The sequence below is a fragment of the Streptomyces iakyrus genome, from assembly GCF_000717055.1.
In the GTDB taxonomy this organism is placed as follows: Bacteria; Actinomycetota; Actinomycetes; order Streptomycetales; family Streptomycetaceae; genus Streptomyces; species Streptomyces iakyrus.
The window spans coordinates 183,776-203,465 of record NZ_JNXI01000008.1 but is presented as its reverse complement, the minus strand read 5'-3'; the positions used below and the strand labels follow the sequence as shown (position 1 = coordinate 203,465).

Below are 19,690 nucleotides of genomic sequence, written 5' to 3'. Positions count from 1 at the left end.
TCAGGACATACCTGGCGGTGGCTGCGATCGGAGTCCCGTGACACGCACCGCTCATCACCTTCCCCCTGCGCACAGCCGGAGTGCGCACCCCGGCTCGTCAGGGAATCCCTGGCGCTCCGTGGTCCTCTACGACCTCAGGTACAGCGCACGCACCTTCGCCGATGCCGCACGGCAGTCCAGGCGGCCCCAACCCCGCACGGTGCGCCGGACGGTTGCGATCCACTCGTTCGCCCGACATCAGCGGGACCGCTCCGTGGCCGAGTGGTCCGCGACGGAGGAACGCCGGGCGCGGCAGCGGCTGCGAGCCCAAACAGGTGCTCTCCTGCGGCTGTTGCATTCCACCGCCGACGAGATCGCGCTCGATGCCGTGGACACGATCGACATCGTGCCGGCGCGTCATCGGCGTGGCTCCCTCTGGCTCGCATAGTGGCCGGCACGCATCCGAGGTGTGGCGACCCGGTCAGTCGATCAGGACACCCGGGTTGAGGATGCCCTGCGGGTCCAGGGCGTCCTTGGCTGCGCGCAGCGCCAGCGCGAAGGGGGCCGGGCGCTGGAGGTCGTAGCCGGGACGGTGGTCGCGGCCGACGGCATGGTGGTGGGTGATGGTGGCGCGGTAGCGGTGGAGAACTTCGCTCGCGGCAGCCTTGATGTCGTCCCAGATCCGCACTTCGTCGCCCGGGCGGCCGGCGACGGCCACGGTGAAGTAGGGCGCGGCGCCGTCCGGATAGACGTGCGTCAGGCGGCAGTTGACGGTCGCCGGGTGCCCTGTCGCCTTCGTCGCGGCGGAGCCCACCTCGGTGCGGACGGCGTCGATCAGGGCCGGAACCCGGTCCCAGGTGGCGGCGGTCTCGAAGGTCTCGACCACCGCGCCCATGCGGGCCAGACCGTCCCGCAGGTAGGGCATGCGCAGGAATGCCGCACGCCATGCGCTCACCGCCGTGTCGGCCCGGGCGTCACCGTCTGCCGCCGGTGTCCCGTCATGGCCACCTCGCCCACCCCCGTCTCCACGGCCGCGGCTGCCGCCGTGGCCGCCATGGGCGAGGGCCAGGTCGACGGCGCTCGCGAGCCGGCCGTCGACGGGCGAGGCGGCGGACTCGAAGCCCAGGACCAGGACGGCGGAGCCGTCGTGGGAGGTGCCGGACAGCAGCGCCTCGCCGGGATCCAGCAGGCGGCAGTTGGCGGGGGAGAGGTCGGACCGGGCGATGGCACGGACCGCTTCCAGCCCCTGCTGGAAGTCCGCGAACGCCACCGACGCCGAAGCCTTGTGGCGCGGCCGCTCCTGGAGGCGCATCCACGCCTCGGTGATGATCCCGAGCGCCCCCTCGGAGCCGAGGAACAGGCGGTCGGGTGAGGGTCCGGCACCGGAGGCGGGCAGCCGCCAGGACGTGCCCGTTCCGGCGGGCGTGACCACGCTCAGGGATTGCACGAAGTCGTCGATGTGCGTGCGTCCGGTGGCGTAGTGGCCTCCGGCCCGGGTGGCCAGCCAGCCGCCGAGGGTGGAGAACTCGAAGCTCTGCGGGAAGTGCCGCAGGGTGAGGCCGTGGGGCCGCAACTGCGCCTCCAGCACGGGACCGAGCGCCCCTGACTGGATGCGTGCCGAGCGGCTGACGGTGTCGACCTCCAGGACCCGGTCCATCGACGTCAGGTCGAGTGACAGCACGGCCCGCTGGGCGTCACCGCGGTACTCCACGCCGCCGACCACGGAGGAGCCGCCGCCGAAGGGGATGACGGCCACGCCCCGCCCGCCGGCCCAGTCCAGCAGGTCGGCCACCTCCCGGTCGTCGGTCGGGCGGGCGACCAGGTCGGGGATCCGGCCCGGCCGGCCGCGCAAGGCCCGGATGATGTCGCGGTAGGCCTTGCCCATGGCGTGGGCGGCGCGCACGCCGGGATCGCTCGTGACGAGGTGCGCCAGCGCTGCCGGAGGTGTCACGCCAGGGCGGCCGACCGACAGGTCGGCGACCCGGGGCACCGGCAGCGGGCGGGCCAGGGTGCCCGGCAACAGGGCCCCCAGCGCCACGCATGCGGCGTCGTCGGGGTGGGCGTCCGCGTACCCCCAGCCCCACCAGGAGCGGGTGCAGGAGGTGCCGGAGCCGGAGAGTGAGGCAGGCACGCGCGCTCCCAGCGGGTGAAGTGACCCAACGGAAAATTACCGTAGGGTAATATGCGCCTCATGACAATGCCTCCCTCCAAGGCCGGCACCAAGGGGGTCCCCAGGGCCGCCCGCGAACGACAGGTCCTGGACGCGGCGACCGAGGAGTTCGGGCGCCGCGGCTACGAAGCCACCACCGTGGCTGCCATCGCCGCCCGGGTCGGCGTCACCAAGCCCCTGCTGCACCACTACTTCGGCAGCAAGCAGGACCTCTATCTCGCGTGTCTGAACCCCGTGGGCGACCGGCTGCTGCACGCAGTCCGCACCGCCATGACCGGACCCGCATCCGCCGCGCAGCCCACCGCCCTGCGCGTGCTGCACGCCCTGTTCACGGCCCTGGACGGGCAGCGCGAGGCATGGTTCGTCCTCTACGACACCACGCTGCCGCCCGACAGCGACGCCGCCCGCCGCGCCGCGTACTACCGCCGCGCCATCGACGACCTCGCCGCGACCGGCACCGCCGACCTCCTGCGGACGACCGGTTCCGGCGACCCGCTCGACGCCGACGCCCTCGCCTACGCCTGGCGCGGCCTGTGCACCGCACTGGTCCGCTGGTGGGTCAGCCACCCCGAGCAGTCGCCCGAAGCCATGACGCAGCGCTGCGCACGACTCTTCACGGCCGGCCGCACCCTCCTCACGGGGGCTTCTGAGTGACGTGAGGCCCGTGCGGTCACGGAAACGGCCGCGCCCCGGCCGAGGGTGTGTCCCCGGGCCGGGGCGCGGCCGGTGCGGCTGGTGCCTGGGGCGTCAGCCGGAGAAGGGGACGGCGTCGGCGGGGTCGGCGTGCCAGTTGGTGGCGGTGGGCCGGTCGACCGTGGCGGTCTCGGGAAGCGCGAGGGTGACGGCGTTGGTCTCGTCGCCCGCGACGGCGAGGTGGAGGAAGCCGAACTCCCTGCCGTGGTCGTTGTTCGTGGTCTTGGGGTTGATGCCGGCGTAGGCGGCGGTGGAGCCCGACAGGGTGACCCTGTCGCTGACGGCGTGCTCGGCCGGCGACACCTCGGTGTCGGCGGAGGAGCCGAAGGAGGCGGAGGGGAAGACGCCCTCCAGGTAACAGGTCACGCCGGACTTGGCCTTGGCGGTGACGAGGAAGTAGCCGCCCGCCTGCGTCTTCAGACTGACCTTGTAGGTGAGGTCCTTGGTCACGCAGGCCCGCACGGCGGTGCTCCGGCTGTCGGCGGTGGCCGCGGCCGTGGCGGTCGCGGTGGCGGTGACGGCCATCGCCGCGACGGCGGCCAGAGCGAGGCGGGCGGACGGGGCGGAAAAGCGCGAGCGCATTCGAAATCTCCATGGTGCGAAGTGGGTTGTCCGGCAAGCCGCTCGGACGACCTCAGCCTGTTCCGCGACGCGTCCCAGCCGCCACAGAAGACGGCCACTTCGGGACGCCGGAACGCTGGAACGGGCACTGACCAGCACAGACGTCGGCAGCCTGGAACGGCATGCCGGGACGGGGGAGGGGGCGACCGGTCTCCTACGCGCCCGCGTACCGGGCGGCCATCGCGGCGGCGCGGTCGCGCAGGGCGGTGCGCAACGCCTCCGGAGCCAGGGCTTCCGCGTCCGTGCCGAGCTGCCACAGTGCCCACTCGGCGTGTCGCAGGTCCTGGAACGTCACCTCCAGCCGCAGCCGGCCGTCGGCGTCTGCTTCCGCGGTGCGGACGGCTACCGCGCTGCTCAGCAGTTCTTCCCGCCGCTTCGGGTCGACCCGCACCAGCACGGCGATGTGGTCATCGGACAGGAACCGGCGACAGCGTTCCCGCCAGACCCGGTCCAGGTCGACCCGGTCCGGTCGCTGCGCGGCTTCGGGGAGTTCCTCGGCGGTCAGCACCCGCGACAGCCGGTAGGTGCGGTCCGCGCCGGATCTCGTGGCCAGCAGGTATCCCCGGTCGCGCACGGTGACCAGGCCGATCGGGTCCACCGTGCGCCACTGCGGCGACTGGCCCGTGGCCGCGTAGTGGATGCGCAGCTTGTGTCCGGCGAGCACCGCGCGTCGGATCTCGGACATGGTCACGTCGGAGACCTCATCGGTGACCGCCCGGCGCGAGAGCAGGTCGGTCTCCGGCTCGACGAGGAAGCGCCGGGCCGCGTCGCTCGCGGTGGCCTGATGTCCTTCGGGCAGCGCGTCGACCACCTTGCGCATGGCCGAAGCGAGCGCCGAGCCGAGGCCGAACACCTGCTCGCCGCGCCCCGATCCGGCGGTCAGCAGCGCCAGAGCCTCGTCGTGGTTCAGGCCGGTGAGCTCGGTCCGGAAGCCGGGCAGCAGCGCGAACCCGCCGTGCCGGCCGCGCTCGGCGTAGACCGGGACTCCGGCTGCCGACAGCGCCTCGATGTCGCGCAGCACCGTGCGGGTGGACACCTCCAGCTCGCGGGCCAGCGTGTCCGCGGTCAGCCGACCGCGCTGACGCAGCAGCAGCACCAGCGAGACCAGCCGATCGGCGCGCATACGAGGACCCTAACGAATACATGACCAAGGGTGTCGTGATTCGTTGAAAGGCTCTTCACCGGCGACGTCGACGACGGTGGCGGCCGCGCCGATGGACGTAATACTCCCCATGACTTGAATGGAGCGGATGTGGCAGTGGAACGAACGGCAATCAACCCGGTGACGTGGTCGGCCGAGCTGGGGTTCAATCAGGGTGAGGTCGTCTCCGGGCACACCCGGACCCTGTACTGCTCCGGACAGACCGCGATGGACGGCGAGGGCAAGCCACGGCACGACGGTGACATGGCCGCACAGCTGGCACTGAGCCTCGACAACCTGGAGGCCGTGCTCGGCGAGGCCGGCATGTCCCTCGCGAACCTCGTCCGGCTCAACGTCTACACCACCGACGTCGATCTGCTGTTCCCGCACTACGGAGTGCTGGCGTCGCGGCTGGGCGCCGCCGGGGTGGCACCGGCCACCACGATGCTCGGGGTGACACGGCTGGCCGTCCCCGGTCAGATGGTGGAACTCGAGGGAACCGCCGTCGCATGACGCGACCTCGCCGCTCGTGCTGCTCGTGCCGCCCGCACCGGCACGAGCGGCGGGCAGATGGGTGATGACGATGCTCAGAATGGTGACGATCGGCGTCTACGGCTTCGACCGCGACTCCTTCCTGCGCCGACTGCGGCGCGCGGACGTCCGCCGCCTGCTCGACGTACGTCAGCGCCGTGGCGTCCGCGGACCCGAGTACGCCTGGGCGAACTCACGGCGGCTGCAAGCCGCCCTCGCCCACGCCGGGATCGCCTACGAGCACCACCCCGAGCTCGCACCGACCACGGAACTGCGCCACCTCCAGTACGCCGAGGACGCCCGCCAAGGAGTCGGCAAACGCTCGCGCCGCGAACTCGCCGTCGAGTACATCCGCCGCTACACCGTCGAGATCCTCGACCACGCCGACCTCACATCGATCGTGTCGGCGCTGCCGGACAGCGGTACCGCGGCGCTCTTCTGCGTCGAGCGTGACCCGGAAGCATGCCACCGCTCGTTGATCGCGGGGCGGCTGGCCGAGCGGCACCACGTCAGGATCGAGCACCTGCGCCCGCGGTGAGGGCGGGCCGGATGCCCGTGTGGAGCGGTCTCAGGCCCATGGGTCGGTGATCTGCCTGAGCAGGGTGAGCGCTTCCCGCAGCTGCTGCATCCGCCGCTTGCCCAGGTGCTCCTCCCACTCCCTCTCCACCTCGGCCACCACCGCGTAGGCGACCTTCTTGGCCGCCCAGGCCTTCTTCGCGCCGCGGACGAGGCGGGCCCGCTTGTCGGTCGGGTCGGGAACCCGGGTGACGTAGCCCGCCTTCTCCAGCTGGTCGACCAGGAAGCCCGCGGTCTGCTTGGTGATCTGGGCCTGTTCGGCGAGCTCGGTGAGGCGCGTGCCCTGTGGGCCGATGCGTTGCATGACCCGGGCCTGGGCGGGCGTGAAGTCGTCGAAACCGGCCTCGGCGAGCGCGGCGAAGACGCGGTTCTCCAGAGCGCGGTACGGCAGGAACAGGAGCACCCCCGTGTCCAGGTCGCTCTCCGGCGCCGACGTCGGCTCGCTTCCCGTACCCATGGCCGGTGGACACCCCCTCCTCCGCGTGGGGCGCCGGTCGCGGACCACCGGCCCGGGGTGAGCGCTCTCACCGCGTCACCGCGTCACCGCGTCACCGCGTCACCGCGTCACCGCGTCGCCGTGCCGGTGGGCCACCCTCCACTCGCCCTCTTCGCGCCGGTACACCTGAGTGACCCGCAAGGTGTAGGTGCGCGGCTCCCCGTCCACGGAGGCGGTGGTGTGCTCAAGGCCGGCCGTGTAGGCCATGTCGCCCGAAACGCCGTACGCCTGAAGTTCGAACACGTACGAGGTGCAGTCGGAGAAGCTCCTCCCCAGGTCGGTGAAGAGCCCGTCCAGCTCCTGTCGCCCGTAGGCGTTCCGCCACGCGCCCAGGACACTCACGGGCTCGTTGCGCGACCAGAGCGCCCGGCGGGGAGAGGCGTCTCCGTTGTGCAGCGCGAGCTCCGCCTCGTAGAGGGCGGTCCTGACCCACGCCAGGAAGTCGTCACGGTCGGTCATGCCTTCATGATGAGCCCGGGCCCGTGCGCCGGCCCCGATTTCGAGCGGGTGTCAGCCGACGGCCAGAGTGCGTCCGAGGAGGTGGAGCAACTGGTCCCAGTGGCGTCGCAACGCGGTCGGGTCGAAGGCGTCGGTGTCGGACATCGTGAAGCCGTGGACGGACCGCGGCGGTGCGCATCGCCAGGGGGTCGCCGATGCAGTAGCCGGCCACGGCGACCGGCCCGGCCCCGACCTCGGGCCGGGTGGTGAGGAACCGGAGGTAGGTGTCGGCGTCACTCAGGACGCGTTGGGTGCTGTGCGCCTCGATCATGGGCATCAGCCGGGCGAAGATCGCGGGCCGTGCCTCTACTCCGATGTGCTCGAAGAGTTCGATCAGCGGAGCCGGACCGAAAGCGACCAGTTCGTATGGCTGCTCACTCGCTCGCTGGACCACCACACCCGGGGCTCCTGAGCCGTGTGCCAGGATGCTCGGCATGGCGGATCGTGCGCTGAGCTTCGGAGGGGTCGCGGAAGCCTACGAGCGGTACCGGCCCGGGTACCCCGGGGAGCTGTTCGAGATGGTGACGGCGTACGCGGGCCGCCCGCTTAGGACCGCCCTCGAGATCGGTGCCGGTACGGGTAAGGCAACCCGGCTGTTCGCCCGACGGGGGATCGCGGTCACCGCGACCGAGCCCGACGGGTCCATGCTCGCCGAGCTGCGCAAGCACGTGCCGGCGAACGTCACAGCGATGCGGGCCGCGTTCGAGGACCTGCGGCCGGGGGAGCGCTACGGGCTCGTCTTCGCGGCGGCAGCGCTGCACTGGACCGACCCGCAGGGCCGGTGGCCACGCATCGCCGCGCTCCTCGAACCGGGTGGCGTGTTCGCCTCGTTCGGCGGGCCGTTCCGGCCGGCCGACCCGGCCGTGCGGGAAGCCGTCCACGCGGCGAGGGCACCGTTCCTGGAGAGCGACGAGATTCCGTCCCCCGACGGGACCCCTCCCGATCGCGAGATGCAGTGGCCGGGGAGCGAGCTGCAACGGTCCGAGTGGTTCACCGACGTCCAACAGGCCGTGATAGAACGGCAGATGACGATGACCGCCCGCGACTACGTCGGGCAGCTCTCGACCGTCTCGGCCTATCTCGTCCTGCCGACCTCGGTGCGGGATCAGGTGTTCCACAGGATCCGGCAGGTCCTCCCGGAGACGGTCGAGATGACCTCCGACATCACCCTCCATCTCGCGCGTCGGCGCCCCGAGAACTGAACGCGGCACCTCTCCGGTCTGCACGCCCGCCCAACGGCCCGGGTCTCTCGCAGGACACCTGATAGCCTGCGCTCTTCGCCGGTCACCCGGTCGGAGTCCCCTCGCAGGTCGCCATGTCCCGCCACCAACAGCAGCTCGCGACAGCGCTCGACGCCCTGGACCGTGCCTTCGCCTCGGAGAAACCCTTCCCCGTCATCGGTTGCACGTACTGCTACGGCGACGAGGACCTGGCCGCACTCTCCGGACCGCTCGACCTGATATCCGACGACCTGCTGTGCGCCGTCGCAGCGAAAGTCCCCAGCCACTGGGACGACTTCCCCCGTCTCTACCGCCGCCTCACCCCGCGCATCATCCGCTCCGCCGTCACCGGGCGGCTCCATGTCGACGAGAACCTCATCGCCTCACGCCTGGTCGCCGCGGAATGGACCACCTGGGACGCGCCCCTGGCGGGCGCACTTCACGACGTCTGGGCCGCCTGGTGGCGAGCCACCCTGCACAGCCGTCCCGGTCCCGTCTCCGTCCGGCAGACCCTCAGCCTCATCACCGTCGCCACCGGTGCCCTGCGCCCCTGGCTGGACATCTGGACCGCCACCCGCACCCACGCCGCCGACGCACAACTGGCCCACTTCATCGACGACGTGCTGGTCGAGTACGAGATCACCGAGCTGCACATGGGCTTCTACGACGAGTACGACGCCTCCGCCGAGCTGCTGAGCTGGCTGCTGACCGAGATGCGCACCCGCGCCGACGACCCCCGCCTCGACGAGCCGTACCTCCTCTCACACCTCCGTCCGGGCACGGACGCGATACCGGAAATCGGCGAGGGCTGATAGGCGGCGCGGATCGGGGTACCTGCGTCGGCATGGCTACCGAAAACGATCACGCTGAATCCGTACGCGCCCTGCGGCAGCTGCGCAGGATGCGCACGTTCTACGCCGGAGGCGCCGTCCTGTGGGCGGTTTCGGCCGTGTCGGCGGGGTGGGACGCCCCCGGCAGCAGGCAGATGTGGGTTTCGGTGGCGTTCCTGGTGGTCTTCGCCGCGCTGCTCGGCATGACGTCCGTCTGGCTGAGGCGCCGACAGGCCGACCACCCGGACGAGCCCGCGCACCACGCCGCTCCGCGCAGGCCGGCCTGGCGCCGCCACGCCAACGCCTAGGAGGGGCGGAAGTCGCCCGGGCGGTCACTGCGGAGTTCCTCGTAGCGCTGGACGTAGGCATCGAGTGCCTGGTGGATCGTGCAGCCGAACGTCTCGCGGATCGTTGCGATCGCGGCGATGCTGCGGTGCGCCAGGATGTCGTGGTCCACGCTCGCGGGCAATTGGTCCATGAGCGTGAGGCTACCGGGCGGTCAGTGGAGGGTGGGTCGGTACACCGGCTCTTGGATATGTCCGTCGAGCGTCCGGTTCTCGACCAGCTCCAGAAGCATCTGTGTGAAGGCCCGGTACCGTAGCCGTCGAGGCTGGAGAAGACGTCGAAGGTCTAGGTGGCGGTCATACGGCTCTCCTCGCGTACGGTCGGTCGGGGGGAGTTACAGACGGCCGATCCTCGTGGGATTCGGATGCGTTCCGGTGACCGTCGCACCTTGGACCCGACGCGCTTGCGCAACTCATCGCTCCGGCCACCGCACGTTGCCGCGGATCGCCCTAATGGTGGAGACATACGGACCTGATCGCGGCATGATTCCCACCGTGCAGGGAGACAGGGGGCAGAGCGGTCAGTGGCGGTACGCCCTGAGGGAGTCGGAGCGCGGCCACGTCTGGGGAGTCTGTGCCGAGGTGGAGGGACTCTTCAGGGAGCCCGGGCGCGCGACCTACGAACTCTTCGACTGGGTGTCGGACGGTGCCGAGGTGCGCGGCTGGGTCGGAAGCCGGGTGTGGCTGGTACCGGAGGACGAAGCGCTCGAACCATGGCTGCTGGAGGACGCGGAGAGCGTCGGACGGCGACGGCGCACGGATGCTCTCGTGCTGACGGGCCTGGACGACTGCATGGGCCCGCCGGAAGGGCACCGGGCTCCGGTCCGCCTGCACGACGGGTACCGATGGCTGGGCTCGTGCCGGGAGTTCACACGCATCCTGCCGGACGAGCAGGCCGCCCCCTCGCTCGTCCTGCGGGGCCTCTCGCCGGGTGACCGGCTGCGGCAGGCCTTGGCGACGGGCACCCGGCGCGCCCTGGACCTGGACCAGGCCTGGCTGGAGATCCGGGACGACAGCGGCGAGCCGCTCGCCGACCGGCTGCTGCGGCCCAAGGTCCGTGCGTGGCGCCCGTCCTCCCACGGGCCGGATCTCATCGACCTGGAACTCGACGCAGAGCTCGACAGACCCGTCCCCGGGTACGCCCGCCCCCTCTGGGGCCGCTGGCTCACCGGCCCGCCGGAAGCCCCCGGCGCCTGGGCCGGCCTGGACACCCGGGAGCGCGAGGCCTGGCTCGAACTCGTCCGCGACCGGGGCTGCCGGCTCAAGCACCAGGACCGCCCGGCCGGACAGTCGTACGAGCTGGACGGCCGCCACATCACCGACGAGCCGAGCCTCTACCTGGCACTCGGCGAGGCCTTCAACGGGCCGGGAGGCTACTTCGGCGGCTGCGTGGCCGCCCTCGCGGACTGCCTCCGAGGCAACTTCGGGTACACCGCCCCCGCAACCCTCCTCTGGCGGGACATCGCCCCCGCACGAAAGCATCTCTCCCACGTCCTGACCGCGGAGGGCGAACCGTGCGACCTGGTCGCCCTGGTCCTCGACGTCCTGGCCGACGGCGGGGTACGCGTCACCTTCGCGTGAACGTGAAGGTGGCGGGGGCAGTTGTCCCATTCCTGACCACACGCTGGTCGGCGGCCGGCGGCCTCGCGCGTGCACCGCATGCCGCAGGTGCCGATCACGCTCGCGCGGGTAGGCGGCGTTGTATGTCCGAAGTGATGCAAGCAGGTGGCTGGGGGTTGCTGGCGGGGAGCGCCCTGCTGCTCGGAGCGGTGTTCGGCTACGGAATGCGGGTGTCGCAGAAAGGCATCGCGCTGGTGATGGCCTTCGGCGCCGGTGTGCTGCTCTCGGCCGTCTCCTTCGAGTTGGTCGGTGAAGCGTACGAGCAAGGCGGGCTGGGCCCGGCGGCGATCGGGACACTTGCCGGTGCGGCGGCGTACACGGCGGGCAATCTGTGGCTGGCCGGCCGGGGCGCACGCCATCGCAAGAGGTCGGGCCACCACGCGGAGCAGACCCAGCCCTCCGAGGAGCAGGACAGCGGCTCGGGCCTGGCGCTGGCGCTGGGCGCGCTGCTGGACGGAGTGCCCGAGTCGGCGGTGATCGGCGTCAGTCTGCTCGACGGTGGGGCGGTGAGCCTCGTGACGGTCGTGGCGGTGTTCATCAGCAACATTCCGGAGGGCCTGTCCAGTTCGGCGGGGATGAAGAAGTCCGGGCGCGGCAAGGCGTACGTCTTCGGCGTGTGGGGCGCCATCGCGGTCGCGAGCACCGTCTCGGCGATCCTGGGCTACGCCGTCCTCGGGGGGTTCTCGCCCACCGTGATCGCGGGGGTGACGGCCGTGGCCGCCGGCGCGATCCTGGCCATGATCGCCGACACGATGATCCCCGAGGCGTTCCAGGAAGCCCACCTGGCGATCGGGCTGGTCACGGTCAGCGGCTTCCTGGTGTCCTTCGCGCTGTCCCATGCCTGACAGCACATCGTCCTCGCCGGGGGCGGGGGTTTCGCCTCGATAGCCTGCACAGCATGACCGACTCACCTGCGAGCGACACCGATGTCGCGACAGCCGGGGCGCGGGCCGGCGCGGCGGTGGTGCGCGACCTGTACGCCCGGCAGCTCAGCCGCATCGACAAGGGCGCCGGAGACTTCGCCACCGCCGCCGACGTGGAGGCCGAGAAGGCGATCCTCGCCGTCATCCGCGCCGCACGGCCCGATGACGCGGTGCTCGGCGAGGAAAGCGGGCAGCAGGGCGCCGCCGGCGCACGGCGTCAGTGGCTGGTGGATCCCCTGTGCGGCACGCTCAACTACGCCGTCGGCACCATGCTGGTGGCCGTCAACGTGGCGCTGCGCGACGGGGCGGCGGCGGTGGTCGACCCGTTCAGCGGCGAGCTCTTCTTCACCGACGGGGAGACCGCCCGGGTACGGCAGGACGGGGTCGATGACGCGCTGCTGAGGCCGACTTCGGCCACCCGCCTGGTGGACGTCAACCTGGATCCTCCGTTCCCGAACGCGCCCGGATTCCGGGCCGTCGACCTGCTGGCCCACCCTGAGTTCGTCGCACATTTCCGGCCGCGTGTCGTGTCCACCACGCTGGCCCTGGCCTGGGTCGCCGCCGGCAAGCGCGCCGCCTATGTCACCGACGGCGGCGGCTTCTCCGACAGTGTGCATTTCGCGGCAGGGATCGCTCTGTGCCGGGCGGCCGGCTGCGTTGTCACCGGGGTCGACGGTGCCCCGCTGGAGGAATCGCGTGGTGGGCTCGTGGTGGCTGCCGACGAGGAGACCCACGCGCTGCTGATGTCGATGACAGGTGGCCGAGGCCAGTGAGTGTGACGGCATGCGCTTCGCCACGTGGCTGCCGGACCCGCCGAGTCGCGTGCCGTGTTCAGCAGAAGACGAGCGGGATGTCCTTGTCCACGCAGTACTTCATGACGGCGATCAGCCGGCGGGTGTCATCGATGCGCCGTCGGAGAACGGGATCGTCGGTTGCGTGCGGCCGCTCCGCGACGATTGCCTCCAAGCGGGGCAGCATGGCCGCGCAGTGGGCGGGTGCGAGGTCGCCCTCGTCGTCCCGATGGTCGAGCAGCGGTGCCAGAGTGGTGGTCAGGCTGCTCCACGGCCTCTTGCCCCCGAAGCAGGCCAGCTCAGAGAGGGCGAATCCCTCGGTCTCGGCCAGCCACTCCCTGAACAGGCTGAACCCGTAGTACGACCACGAGACGTCCGGGCTCGTCACATCGTCGTCCCCAGGGCAGAGCATGAGCCCCATCCGGTCGGCCTCCTTGCGCGCCTGGCGCTCATGAGCGGCTGTCGTTTCCACCGAGCCTAGGCGGACGTGCCGGCGATTCCCTGCGCCGTGACGGGTGTTCCGTCGGTCCGAGCCTCCAGGGCGCGCAGGACGGCCGCCATGTCCTCGCCGCCGTAACCCTGTTGCACGGTCTCGGTGTAGAGGGCGTGGCACACGTCCAGGAGCGGGGACGCCAGGTCCGCCTTGCGGGCGGCCTCGGCGATGAGACGGTTGTTCTTGAGGACGTCCGCGGCGGCTGCCTGGACCGAGAAGTCGCGCTCCAGCAGCTTCGAGGCCTTGACCCGGGAGACGGCACTGGCCATCGGACCCGCGTCCAGGACGTCCCGGAAGAGACGCTGATCGAGCCCGTGCCGCTCGGCGAAGTGGAATGCCTCGGCAAGGCCCGTGACCACGGTGATCAGGAACAGGTTCACCGAGAACTTCAGCTGCAGCGCACCCGGGACGGCCCCGCACACGAACGTCTCCCGGCACATCGGACCGAGCAGCGGCCGCACGGTCGTCACGGCGTCGTCGTCGCCCGCGAGCATCCCCACCAGTTCGCCCCGTTCGGCGGGGACACGACTGCCGGAGACCGGGGCCTCGGCATAACGGCCGCCCGCGGCCTGGATGTCCTCCTGGAGGGAGCGGGAGTACTCGGCCGAGGTCGTGCCCATGTGGACGACGGTCCGGCCGGCGACGCGCCGGGCGAAGCCCGGGGTGCCGCGGCCCAGCACCGCGTCCACGGCCGGCTCGTCGGCCAGCATGAGGAAAACGGTGGCCGCCCGGTCGAAGACCTCGGCGCTGCTCGTCGCGACCTCGGCGCCGGCGGCCCGCAGCGGTTCGCATCGCCCGGGGGTGCGGTTCCAGACGACGAGCCGTGTCCCGGCACGGGCGAGGTTCAGTGCCATGGGCTGCCCCATGACCCCCAGACCGATGAAACCGACGTCCATGACGCACCGCCTCCTCCGGCTCGGGCCGAGGCCGAGCCGCCACCGCCGTCCTCGACTATGACAGCGGTCATAGTAGCCGTGACTATGACGGCGGTCATAGATTGGAGCCCGGGAAAGACGCGTGAGAGAGGCGACGGAGGTCGACGATGGCGAAGGCCGAGCGGGGGCCGCGGGAACGGATGATCTTCAGCGCGGCCCAGCTCATCCGACGCGACGGAGTCGTCTCCACCGGCATGCGTGACGTCGCCGTCGACGCCGCCGCGCCACGCGGTTCGCTCCAGCACTACTTTCCCGGCGGGAAGGCGGAGTTGGTCGACGAGGCAGTGGGCTGGGCGGGTGACTACGCGGCAGGCCGTGTCGCCCGTTTCCTGGCCGCGCTGCCCGAGCCGACGCCGAGCGGGCTGTTCGCCTCGATGGTGCGTCAGTGGACCGACGAGTACAAGGCTGAGGGCTTCGCGGGCGGCTGCCCGGTGGCGGCCGCCCTGGTGGACTGCGCGGAGTCGGTCCCCTCCACGCGGAAGGCCGCATCGGCGGCGTTCGCCACCTGGACCGGCGCGGTCGCCCAGGCCCTGACCGGGATGGGCGTTCCCGCCGAGCGGGCCGGTGCGCTCGCCACGCTCATGATCAGCAGCCTGGAGGGCGCGATCCTGCTCGCCCGGGCCGAGCGTGACGTCCGAGCCCTGACGACCGTGGCCCGGGAACTCGGCCCGCTCCTCGACGCGGCCGTGAGCACGCCGGGCGGCTGAGCGCACGCCGGGCGGCTGAGCGCACGCCGGGCGGCCGAGCACGCGCCGGAGCTACCCCTCGTACTGCGTGAGGTCGATGCCGTACACCGTGAGGTCATGCCCGTGGACCGGGTGCTGAGCTGTGCCTTCCGGGTCCATGCCGAGTTTGCCGAGTACGTTCGCGGAGGCCCTGTCGTCCGTGCGGCACACGGCTACCACCCGGTCGAGGCCGCGGTCCTGCAGGGCGAACTCCAGGGTGGCGTGCGCCGCTTCGGACGCGTATCCCTGCCCCCAGAACACCCGCCCGAGCCGCCAGCTGATCGCCACCTGGCCGGCGATCTCGGCCGGAGCGTCGGCCACGGACAGGCCGACGGCGCCCACCAGCTCGCCGGAGCCGAGGAGTTCGACGGCGAACATCCCGAACCCTTCCTCGTCCCACTCCTCTTCCCAGGTCTCGATGTCCTGGGCGGTCTGCTCCATGGAACGCGGCGCGCCGTCGCCGATGCGCTGCATCACCGCCGGGTCGGCGTGGATCTCGGAGAGGGGGACGAGGTCGTCGTCCAGCCACCGGCGCAGGAGGAGACGGGGTGTGCGGATGTCGGTCATGATCCCATCTTGCCGACCAGGCGATGGGATCGCGAACCACGGCATCGAGCGCCGGGGGAACGTCACGTCGAGATGCAGAACTGGCGCGGTGGTCGCCCGGTACCGTCGGGCGGAAGGCGTGGGTGCCGCGCTGGTCGCGACCGCGGCTCGTGAAGCCCGTGCTTCGAAGTGCGCCTGGCTCCACGTCGACTTCGAGGAGCACCTGCGTCCGTTCTGTTTCGATGCCCGCGGCTTCAAGGAGACGACAGCAGGTCTGATCGCCCTGTGACACACCACAACCGCCCGAGCCTCATGGGCCGTCCCCGGGGACCTGTTCCCTCCCGCCCGGCCGCACGGCCAGACCCGCCGCCGCGAGGAGCAGTACGGTCGCCGCGATGACGAGCAGCGCTCGCCCCGTGCCCAGTGGCACCAGCACAAGCGTGCCGAGCACCCCGCCGCCGAAGATCCCGCCCACGGTCGCCGTCCACCTGGTCCGGGCCAGCCGCTGTTTCGCCGTCATGCCGTGCAGCGCTGCCCGGGGGCGTCTCAGCACGTCGTTGAGGAGCTCGGCGATGGCGGTCTGGCTCAGCAGGGTCGGCATCCCCGGCACATGGACGCGCAGCGCGGTGGAGGCCCGTACTCCCATGGCCAGCGCGACGAGTGCGACGACCCCGCGGTCGTCCTGCGCGGCAACGGGCCCGGTGCCGTGTCTCGCCAGGGCCAGCACACCCGCGCACACCAGCAGTACCGCCTCGCAGACGAGCCCGGCCGGGAACCACCGGCGTCCACGGTCCGCCAGCCGCTTCAGAACGACGTCCGCGACGGCCGCTCCGGCCATGAACGCGCCGATCGCGACGGCGGGCCGCGCCACCGGGACGTCACCCTCCCCGGCGAGCGCGAACGACAGGAAGAGCACGTTGCCGGTCGCCAGCGCGCAGAAGACTTTTCCCATGGTCAGAAAGCTCACGGCGTCGACCGCACCCGCGAGCACGGTGAGCACGGTCATGACGGCCACCCGCCGGGCATCGGTCGCGAGGACCGGGGACGCATCGGACATGCGGCCAGTGTGAGCAGCAGCGAGAGCCCGGCACCGGACCGCGCCCCGGACACGCGGCCGGTGGCTACGGCCGGGCTAGCACGGCCGACGCCCGGGCAGGCGGCCGCCGCGCGGCCCGGTCCTGAACCGCCGCCCGTCCCATCACGGCCGGAGGCGGGCCGCCAAGCCCTCGAAGTAGCTGCGGTGGAGGCCGACGAGGTCCACCTGCTCGGGGTCGAGCAGCCACAACAGGTGCGCCCCTTCGATGAACGCGGCCGTCTCCGCCGCCAGGATCACCGGGTCGAGGGCGGGCCGGGCCGAGCCGTCGGCCACGGCGCGCGTGAACAGGTCGGACAGATGGGTCCGCAACGCCCGGCCGCGGTCCCGGAACCAGGTGTGCAGCACGGAGCCGGGTTGCAGGTTCTCCGCGGTGAGGGTGGTGTGCAGCGCGGCCAACTCGCCTTCCGTTGCGGCCGTGTGCCCGGCGTCCCGGATGAACCAGTCGAACGCCTGGTCCAGGGTGGGTTCGGCCCCGGCCGGAATGGACAGCCGCTCCAGGGCACGCCGGTCGGCTTCCTCCAGGACGGCCCGCACGAGGCCGTCCTTGCTGCCGAAGTGGTGGATGAGGGCCGAGGGCGTCGCACCGGCGCGCTCGGCGATCGCGGCGACTCCGGTGCCCCGCACCCCCTGACGGGCGAACAGCTCGATCGCGGCGTCGACCATGGCGCGTCGCCGCTCCACGCCTCGCTTCTGCACCTGCCCCTTGACTCCGGCCATGCGCTCAGGTTGCCCGGACGGGGCCCGTGGCGTCCAACCCGGATCTGACGGGAAATCCGGTGCGCGTCGCGCCCGGAACCATTATCTTGAATGACCATGCAGGAAAATGAACTCGAGAACGAGTACCTGACGGGCAGCGAGCAGATCGTCCGGGCGAATGGCGTGGAGCTGTGGGCGGAAGCCTTCGGCGATCCCGGCCATCCCACGGTGCTGCTGGTGATGGGCGCACAGGCACAAGGCGTCCAGTGGAACGACGGCATCGTCCGCCGGCTGGTCGACGGGGGGCTTCGGGTGGTCCGGTACGACCACCGTGACACCGGCCGCTCCTCCATCGTCGACTTCACCACCCACCCCTACACCGTCGCCGACATGGCCTCCGACGCGCTCGCCGTCCTGGACGCGTTCGGAGCCGCACGGGCGCACCTGGTGGGCGCATCCCTCGGCGGTCTCATCGCCCAGCGGCTGGCCGTCACCGACGCTCCCCGGGTCCTGACCCTGACGAGCCTGTCGTCGCAGCCGCTCGGTACGGACACGGTGGCGGCGGTGCAGCGCGCCCTGGAGGGCAGGTCTCCGCTCCCCGGGGAACTGCCCCCGCCCCGTCCCGAACTGCTGGCCGCGCTCACCACGGCCTTCCCCCGGCCGGACGCGGACCTGGAGGAGTACCTCGCCGTCCGCATGGCGCTCTGGCGCGTCCTGCACGGAGGGGTGCTGCCGTACGACGAGGGTGAGTACCGCGCGATGGAACGGCGGGTGTACGAGCGGGCGCGGGATCTCGTGGCCGGGCTCAACCACACGCTCGCCGGGGCCGCCGGCTCGGGTTCCACGGCCGGCCTCGCCTCGGTCACCGCCCCGACGCTGGTCCTGCACGGCACGGAGGACCCGATGTTCCCGCCCGTGCACGCCGAGGCCACCGCCGCCGCCATTCCCGGCGCACGTCTGGTCATGATCGACGGCATGGGGCACACCCTGCCCAGCGCCCTGGACGACCGACTGGCCGCCGAGATCCTGAGCCACACGTCGCGAGCCCGGGTGTAAACGGCGTGCGGTGCGGGGGCTGCCGACGTTAGGGTCGGCACGCAGCGAGTGACCCACGAGGAGCTGAGGCATGGTCGGTTTCCCGAGCGCGCGTTGACGTCGTCGGCCGTGACCGGCCGGTCATCGCGTGCTGCCCTCGACGTTGCGGCACAGCGAGCCTTCCCCTGCCTGAACCACCGACGCGCCCTCCTGCGCCCGGTGGCGGGTCTCGTTGTCGCTACCGCAAGGGATCCCCGTGCCGCCCGCTTCCTCCTCCGCTGCCTCCGATTCGTCCCGGCCTGCGCCATCCGGTCTGTGGCGGGACGCCGACTTCCGCCGGCTCTGGCTGGGGCAGACGGCCTCCCAACTCGGTGAACACACAAGCCTGGTGGTTCTGCCGCTCCTGGCGGTCCTGACACTCGACGCCACCGCCGGCCAGCTGGGCGTGCTCCGCGCGGTGGGGCAGGCGCCGGTCCTGTTGCTCGCGCTCCTCGCCGGTGCCTGGGTCGACAGGTGGCGCACCCGTACGACGATGGTGCTCACAGACGCCGGCCGGGCCCTGGCTCTCGGCGCCGTGGCCCTGGCCTGCCTCTCCGGCCGGCTCGGCATGCCCGGTCTGTTGGTGCTCGCCTTCGCCGTCGGGGCCCTGTCCGTCTTCTTCGACGTGGCATACCAGGCGTCCCTCGTACGTCTGGTGGGACGCGACCAACTCCTGCGAGGCAACAGCGCGCTGGAGGGCAGCCGGTCCGCGGCGCAGATCGGCGGCCCCGCTCTCGGCGGTGCGCTGGTGTCCCTGCTGTCGGCATCGGCCGCCGTCGCCTCCGGCGCGCTGTTCTTCGCGCTGTCGTTCCTGTCGATCCGGCGGATCCGCCGGGCCGAGGCGGTCCCGAGGCGCCCGGAACACCCGCCGCCGGTCCGGCACCGGATCCATGAAGGCCTGCGCTTCGTCGTCCGCGACCCCGTCCTCCGTGCCGTGTGCCTGGCCTCGGCCGCGTTCCAGTTCTCCTTCGCGGCCGTGATGACCGTCTATCTGCTGTTCCTGCCGCGGGAACTGCACCTGTCGGGCACCGTCGTGGGCCTTGCGCTCGCGGCGGCGGGGCCGGGCGCGCTGCTCGGGTCGGTGCTGGCGGCCCGGCTGCCGGGCCGGTTCGGCCACGGCCCGGTGCTCGTGTGCGCGGCCGCGCTCGGGGACGGCGTGTTTCTGTGGGTGCCCGCTTTGCAAGGCTCTTCGGCGGTGGCGGTTGCCGCGCTGCTCGTGGCCGGCTTCGTGTTCGGGTTCGGCGGCCAGTTGGTGAACGTCACGATCATGGCCGTCCGCCAGGCCGTCACGCCGGCCGGGATGCAGGGCCGCGCGGCCGCCACGATCACGTTCGCCGGCATGGGGCTGACCCCGCTCGGCTCCCTGTTCGGCGGATTCCTCGCGGGGGAGTGGGGGCTGCGCACCGGTCTGCTCGTGGCGGCCGCAGGCATGATGCTGTCCCCGGTGGTGATGGCATCCTCCCCGCTCGTACGCCTGGGGCGTGAGCTTCCGGCCCCGCGCGGCGGGCCGACCGGACGCTGATCTCCTCGGCCGGAGCCGGCAGGTGTGGAAGGGTGGAAGGGTAAGGAACGACCCAGCCGACCGGGCACGCGTGATCTTCGTACTGGTCGCCCCGGGGCCGTGAGGTTCCACGGCGCCCGGTGCCCGCCCGGCGCGTCCCCTGGCCGTTCGCAGGTCGCGTAGCGCATCGT

General features: G+C 71.8%; 24 protein-coding genes and 2 pseudogenes. 14 read left to right on the top strand and 12 right to left on the bottom strand.

All coding sequences use genetic code 11. From position 1 onward, the window contains the following. The first annotated feature begins 118 nt into the window (after nt 1–118). Nucleotides 119–427, top strand: coding sequence for a hypothetical protein (locus tag OO68_RS15185; protein WP_033308868.1), 309 nt, complete (start codon nt 119–121; stop codon nt 425–427). Nucleotides 428–460: 33 nt separating this feature from the next. Here the strand turns inward: OO68_RS15185 and OO68_RS15180 are convergent, their stop codons facing one another. After that, nucleotides 461–2,110: an FAD-binding oxidoreductase gene (locus tag OO68_RS15180; protein WP_033308867.1), complete on the bottom strand. Its 1,650-nt coding sequence runs from the start codon at nt 2,108–2,110 to the stop codon at nt 461–463. A 60-nt stretch (nt 2,111–2,170) separates the two neighbouring features. Between OO68_RS15180 and OO68_RS15175 the strand changes: the two genes are divergently transcribed. Further along, complete coding sequence (locus OO68_RS15175) at nt 2,171–2,803, top strand: TetR/AcrR family transcriptional regulator (protein ID WP_033308936.1); 633 nt, start codon at nt 2,171–2,173, stop codon at nt 2,801–2,803. 93 nt (nt 2,804–2,896) lie between these two features. Here the strand turns inward: OO68_RS15175 and OO68_RS15170 are convergent, their stop codons facing one another. Further along, nucleotides 2,897–3,424, bottom strand: a complete 528-nt coding sequence (locus OO68_RS15170; RefSeq protein WP_033308866.1) for a DUF4232 domain-containing protein — start codon at nt 3,422–3,424, stop codon at nt 2,897–2,899. 193 nt (nt 3,425–3,617) lie between these two features. Further along, nucleotides 3,618–4,586, bottom strand: a complete 969-nt coding sequence (locus tag OO68_RS15165) for a helix-turn-helix transcriptional regulator (protein WP_033308865.1) — start codon at nt 4,584–4,586, stop codon at nt 3,618–3,620. 135 nt (nt 4,587–4,721) lie between these two features. On the opposite strand from OO68_RS15165, the gene OO68_RS15160 reads away from it, so the two are divergent. Together OO68_RS15160 and OO68_RS15155 are read left to right on the top strand one after the other, a co-directional pair. Beyond that, entirely contained in the window at nt 4,722–5,117 is a 396-nt protein-coding gene (locus OO68_RS15160) for a RidA family protein (RefSeq protein WP_033308864.1), read from the top strand. Between the two features lie 64 nt (nt 5,118–5,181). Then, entirely contained in the window at nt 5,182–5,673 is a 492-nt protein-coding gene (locus OO68_RS15155) for a DUF488 domain-containing protein (protein WP_245236981.1), read from the top strand. A 30-nt stretch (nt 5,674–5,703) separates the two neighbouring features. Here the strand turns inward: OO68_RS15155 and OO68_RS15150 are convergent, their stop codons facing one another. From OO68_RS15150 to OO68_RS44050, 3 genes and pseudogenes are all read right to left on the bottom strand, one after another. Next, nucleotides 5,704–6,168, bottom strand: coding sequence for a MarR family winged helix-turn-helix transcriptional regulator (locus OO68_RS15150; protein WP_051814646.1), 465 nt, complete (start codon nt 6,166–6,168; stop codon nt 5,704–5,706). Between the two features lie 99 nt (nt 6,169–6,267). After that, nucleotides 6,268–6,666 (bottom strand): nuclear transport factor 2 family protein, encoded by a 399-nt coding sequence (locus tag OO68_RS15145; protein ID WP_033308863.1) that lies wholly within the window; start codon nt 6,664–6,666, stop codon nt 6,268–6,270. 51 nt (nt 6,667–6,717) lie between these two features. Continuing rightward, nucleotides 6,718–7,054: pseudogene (locus OO68_RS44050) on the bottom strand (dienelactone hydrolase family protein); the annotation flags it as partial. Between the two features lie 85 nt (nt 7,055–7,139). On the opposite strand from OO68_RS44050, the gene OO68_RS15135 reads away from it, so the two are divergent. The 3 genes from OO68_RS15135 (at nt 7,140) to OO68_RS15125 (ending at nt 9,063) form a co-directional block, all read left to right on the top strand. Further along, the gene (locus tag OO68_RS15135; RefSeq protein WP_033308933.1) at nt 7,140–7,907 is read left to right on the top strand and encodes a class I SAM-dependent methyltransferase; all 768 of its coding nucleotides are present in this window, start codon (nt 7,140–7,142) and stop codon (nt 7,905–7,907) included. Between the two features lie 113 nt (nt 7,908–8,020). Further along, nucleotides 8,021–8,737, top strand: coding sequence for a hypothetical protein (locus OO68_RS15130; RefSeq protein WP_051814645.1), 717 nt, complete (start codon nt 8,021–8,023; stop codon nt 8,735–8,737). 32 nt (nt 8,738–8,769) lie between these two features. Continuing rightward, on the top strand, nt 8,770–9,063 hold the full coding sequence (locus OO68_RS15125) for a hypothetical protein (RefSeq protein WP_033308861.1): 294 nt from the start codon (nt 8,770–8,772) through the stop codon (nt 9,061–9,063). Here the strand turns inward: OO68_RS15125 and OO68_RS46810 are convergent. After that, nucleotides 9,060–9,233 (bottom strand): hypothetical protein, encoded by a 174-nt coding sequence (locus OO68_RS46810; RefSeq protein ID WP_167345894.1) that lies wholly within the window; start codon nt 9,231–9,233, stop codon nt 9,060–9,062. The genes OO68_RS15125 and OO68_RS46810 overlap by 4 nt on opposite strands. A gap of 349 nt (nt 9,234–9,582) precedes the next feature. Here OO68_RS46810 and OO68_RS15120 point away from each other — a divergent pair, with 349 nt between their 5' ends. The 3 genes from OO68_RS15120 to OO68_RS15110 all read left to right on the top strand — a co-directional run bounded on the left by OO68_RS15120 (nt 9,583) and on the right by OO68_RS15110 (nt 12,415). Further along, entirely contained in the window at nt 9,583–10,680 is a 1,098-nt protein-coding gene (locus OO68_RS15120) for a barstar family protein (protein ID WP_051814644.1), read from the top strand. Nucleotides 10,681–10,802: 122 nt separating this feature from the next. Beyond that, a complete protein-coding gene (locus tag OO68_RS15115; protein WP_033308860.1) occupies nt 10,803–11,564 on the top strand; it encodes a ZIP family metal transporter in 762 nt (253 codons plus the stop codon). 53 nt (nt 11,565–11,617) lie between these two features. Beyond that, a complete protein-coding gene (locus OO68_RS15110; RefSeq protein WP_033308859.1) occupies nt 11,618–12,415 on the top strand; it encodes an inositol monophosphatase family protein in 798 nt (265 codons plus the stop codon). Nucleotides 12,416–12,473: 58 nt separating this feature from the next. On the opposite strand, the gene OO68_RS15105 is transcribed toward OO68_RS15110, so the two are convergent. Then, nucleotides 12,474–12,905: a hypothetical protein gene (locus tag OO68_RS15105; protein ID WP_329503694.1), complete on the bottom strand. Its 432-nt coding sequence runs from the start codon at nt 12,903–12,905 to the stop codon at nt 12,474–12,476. Nucleotides 12,906–12,910: 5 nt separating this feature from the next. Next, nucleotides 12,911–13,822, bottom strand: coding sequence for an NAD(P)-dependent oxidoreductase (locus OO68_RS15100; RefSeq protein WP_033308857.1), 912 nt, complete (start codon nt 13,820–13,822; stop codon nt 12,911–12,913). Nucleotides 13,823–13,968: 146 nt separating this feature from the next. Between OO68_RS15100 and OO68_RS15095 the strand changes: the two genes are divergently transcribed. Then, nucleotides 13,969–14,568 (top strand): TetR/AcrR family transcriptional regulator, encoded by a 600-nt coding sequence (locus OO68_RS15095; protein ID WP_033308856.1) that lies wholly within the window; start codon nt 13,969–13,971, stop codon nt 14,566–14,568. Nucleotides 14,569–14,619: 51 nt separating this feature from the next. Here OO68_RS15095 and OO68_RS15090 read toward each other — a convergent pair whose 3' ends face one another. Continuing rightward, complete coding sequence (locus OO68_RS15090; RefSeq protein ID WP_033308855.1) at nt 14,620–15,153, bottom strand: GNAT family N-acetyltransferase; 534 nt, start codon at nt 15,151–15,153, stop codon at nt 14,620–14,622. An 88-nt stretch (nt 15,154–15,241) separates the two neighbouring features. Here OO68_RS15090 and OO68_RS15085 point away from each other — a divergent pair. Further along, nucleotides 15,242–15,421, top strand: a pseudogene (locus tag OO68_RS15085) (GNAT family N-acetyltransferase); the annotation flags it as partial. 21 nt (nt 15,422–15,442) lie between these two features. Here OO68_RS15085 and OO68_RS15080 read toward each other — a convergent pair. Beyond that, a complete protein-coding gene (locus tag OO68_RS15080) occupies nt 15,443–16,189 on the bottom strand; it encodes a YoaK family protein (protein ID WP_051814643.1) in 747 nt (248 codons plus the stop codon). Between the two features lie 141 nt (nt 16,190–16,330). Further along, nucleotides 16,331–16,945, bottom strand: coding sequence for a TetR/AcrR family transcriptional regulator (locus tag OO68_RS15075; RefSeq protein ID WP_033308853.1), 615 nt, complete (start codon nt 16,943–16,945; stop codon nt 16,331–16,333). 90 nt (nt 16,946–17,035) lie between these two features. Here OO68_RS15075 and OO68_RS15070 point away from each other — a divergent pair, with 90 nt between their 5' ends. Both OO68_RS15070 and OO68_RS15065 read left to right on the top strand, forming a co-directional pair. After that, the gene (locus OO68_RS15070; protein WP_051814642.1) at nt 17,036–17,980 is read left to right on the top strand and encodes an alpha/beta fold hydrolase; all 945 of its coding nucleotides are present in this window, start codon (nt 17,036–17,038) and stop codon (nt 17,978–17,980) included. Between the two features lie 292 nt (nt 17,981–18,272). Further along, nucleotides 18,273–19,520: an MFS transporter gene (locus OO68_RS15065; protein ID WP_033308928.1), complete on the top strand. Its 1,248-nt coding sequence runs from the start codon at nt 18,273–18,275 to the stop codon at nt 19,518–19,520. Nucleotides 19,521–19,690 lie beyond the last annotated feature (170 nt).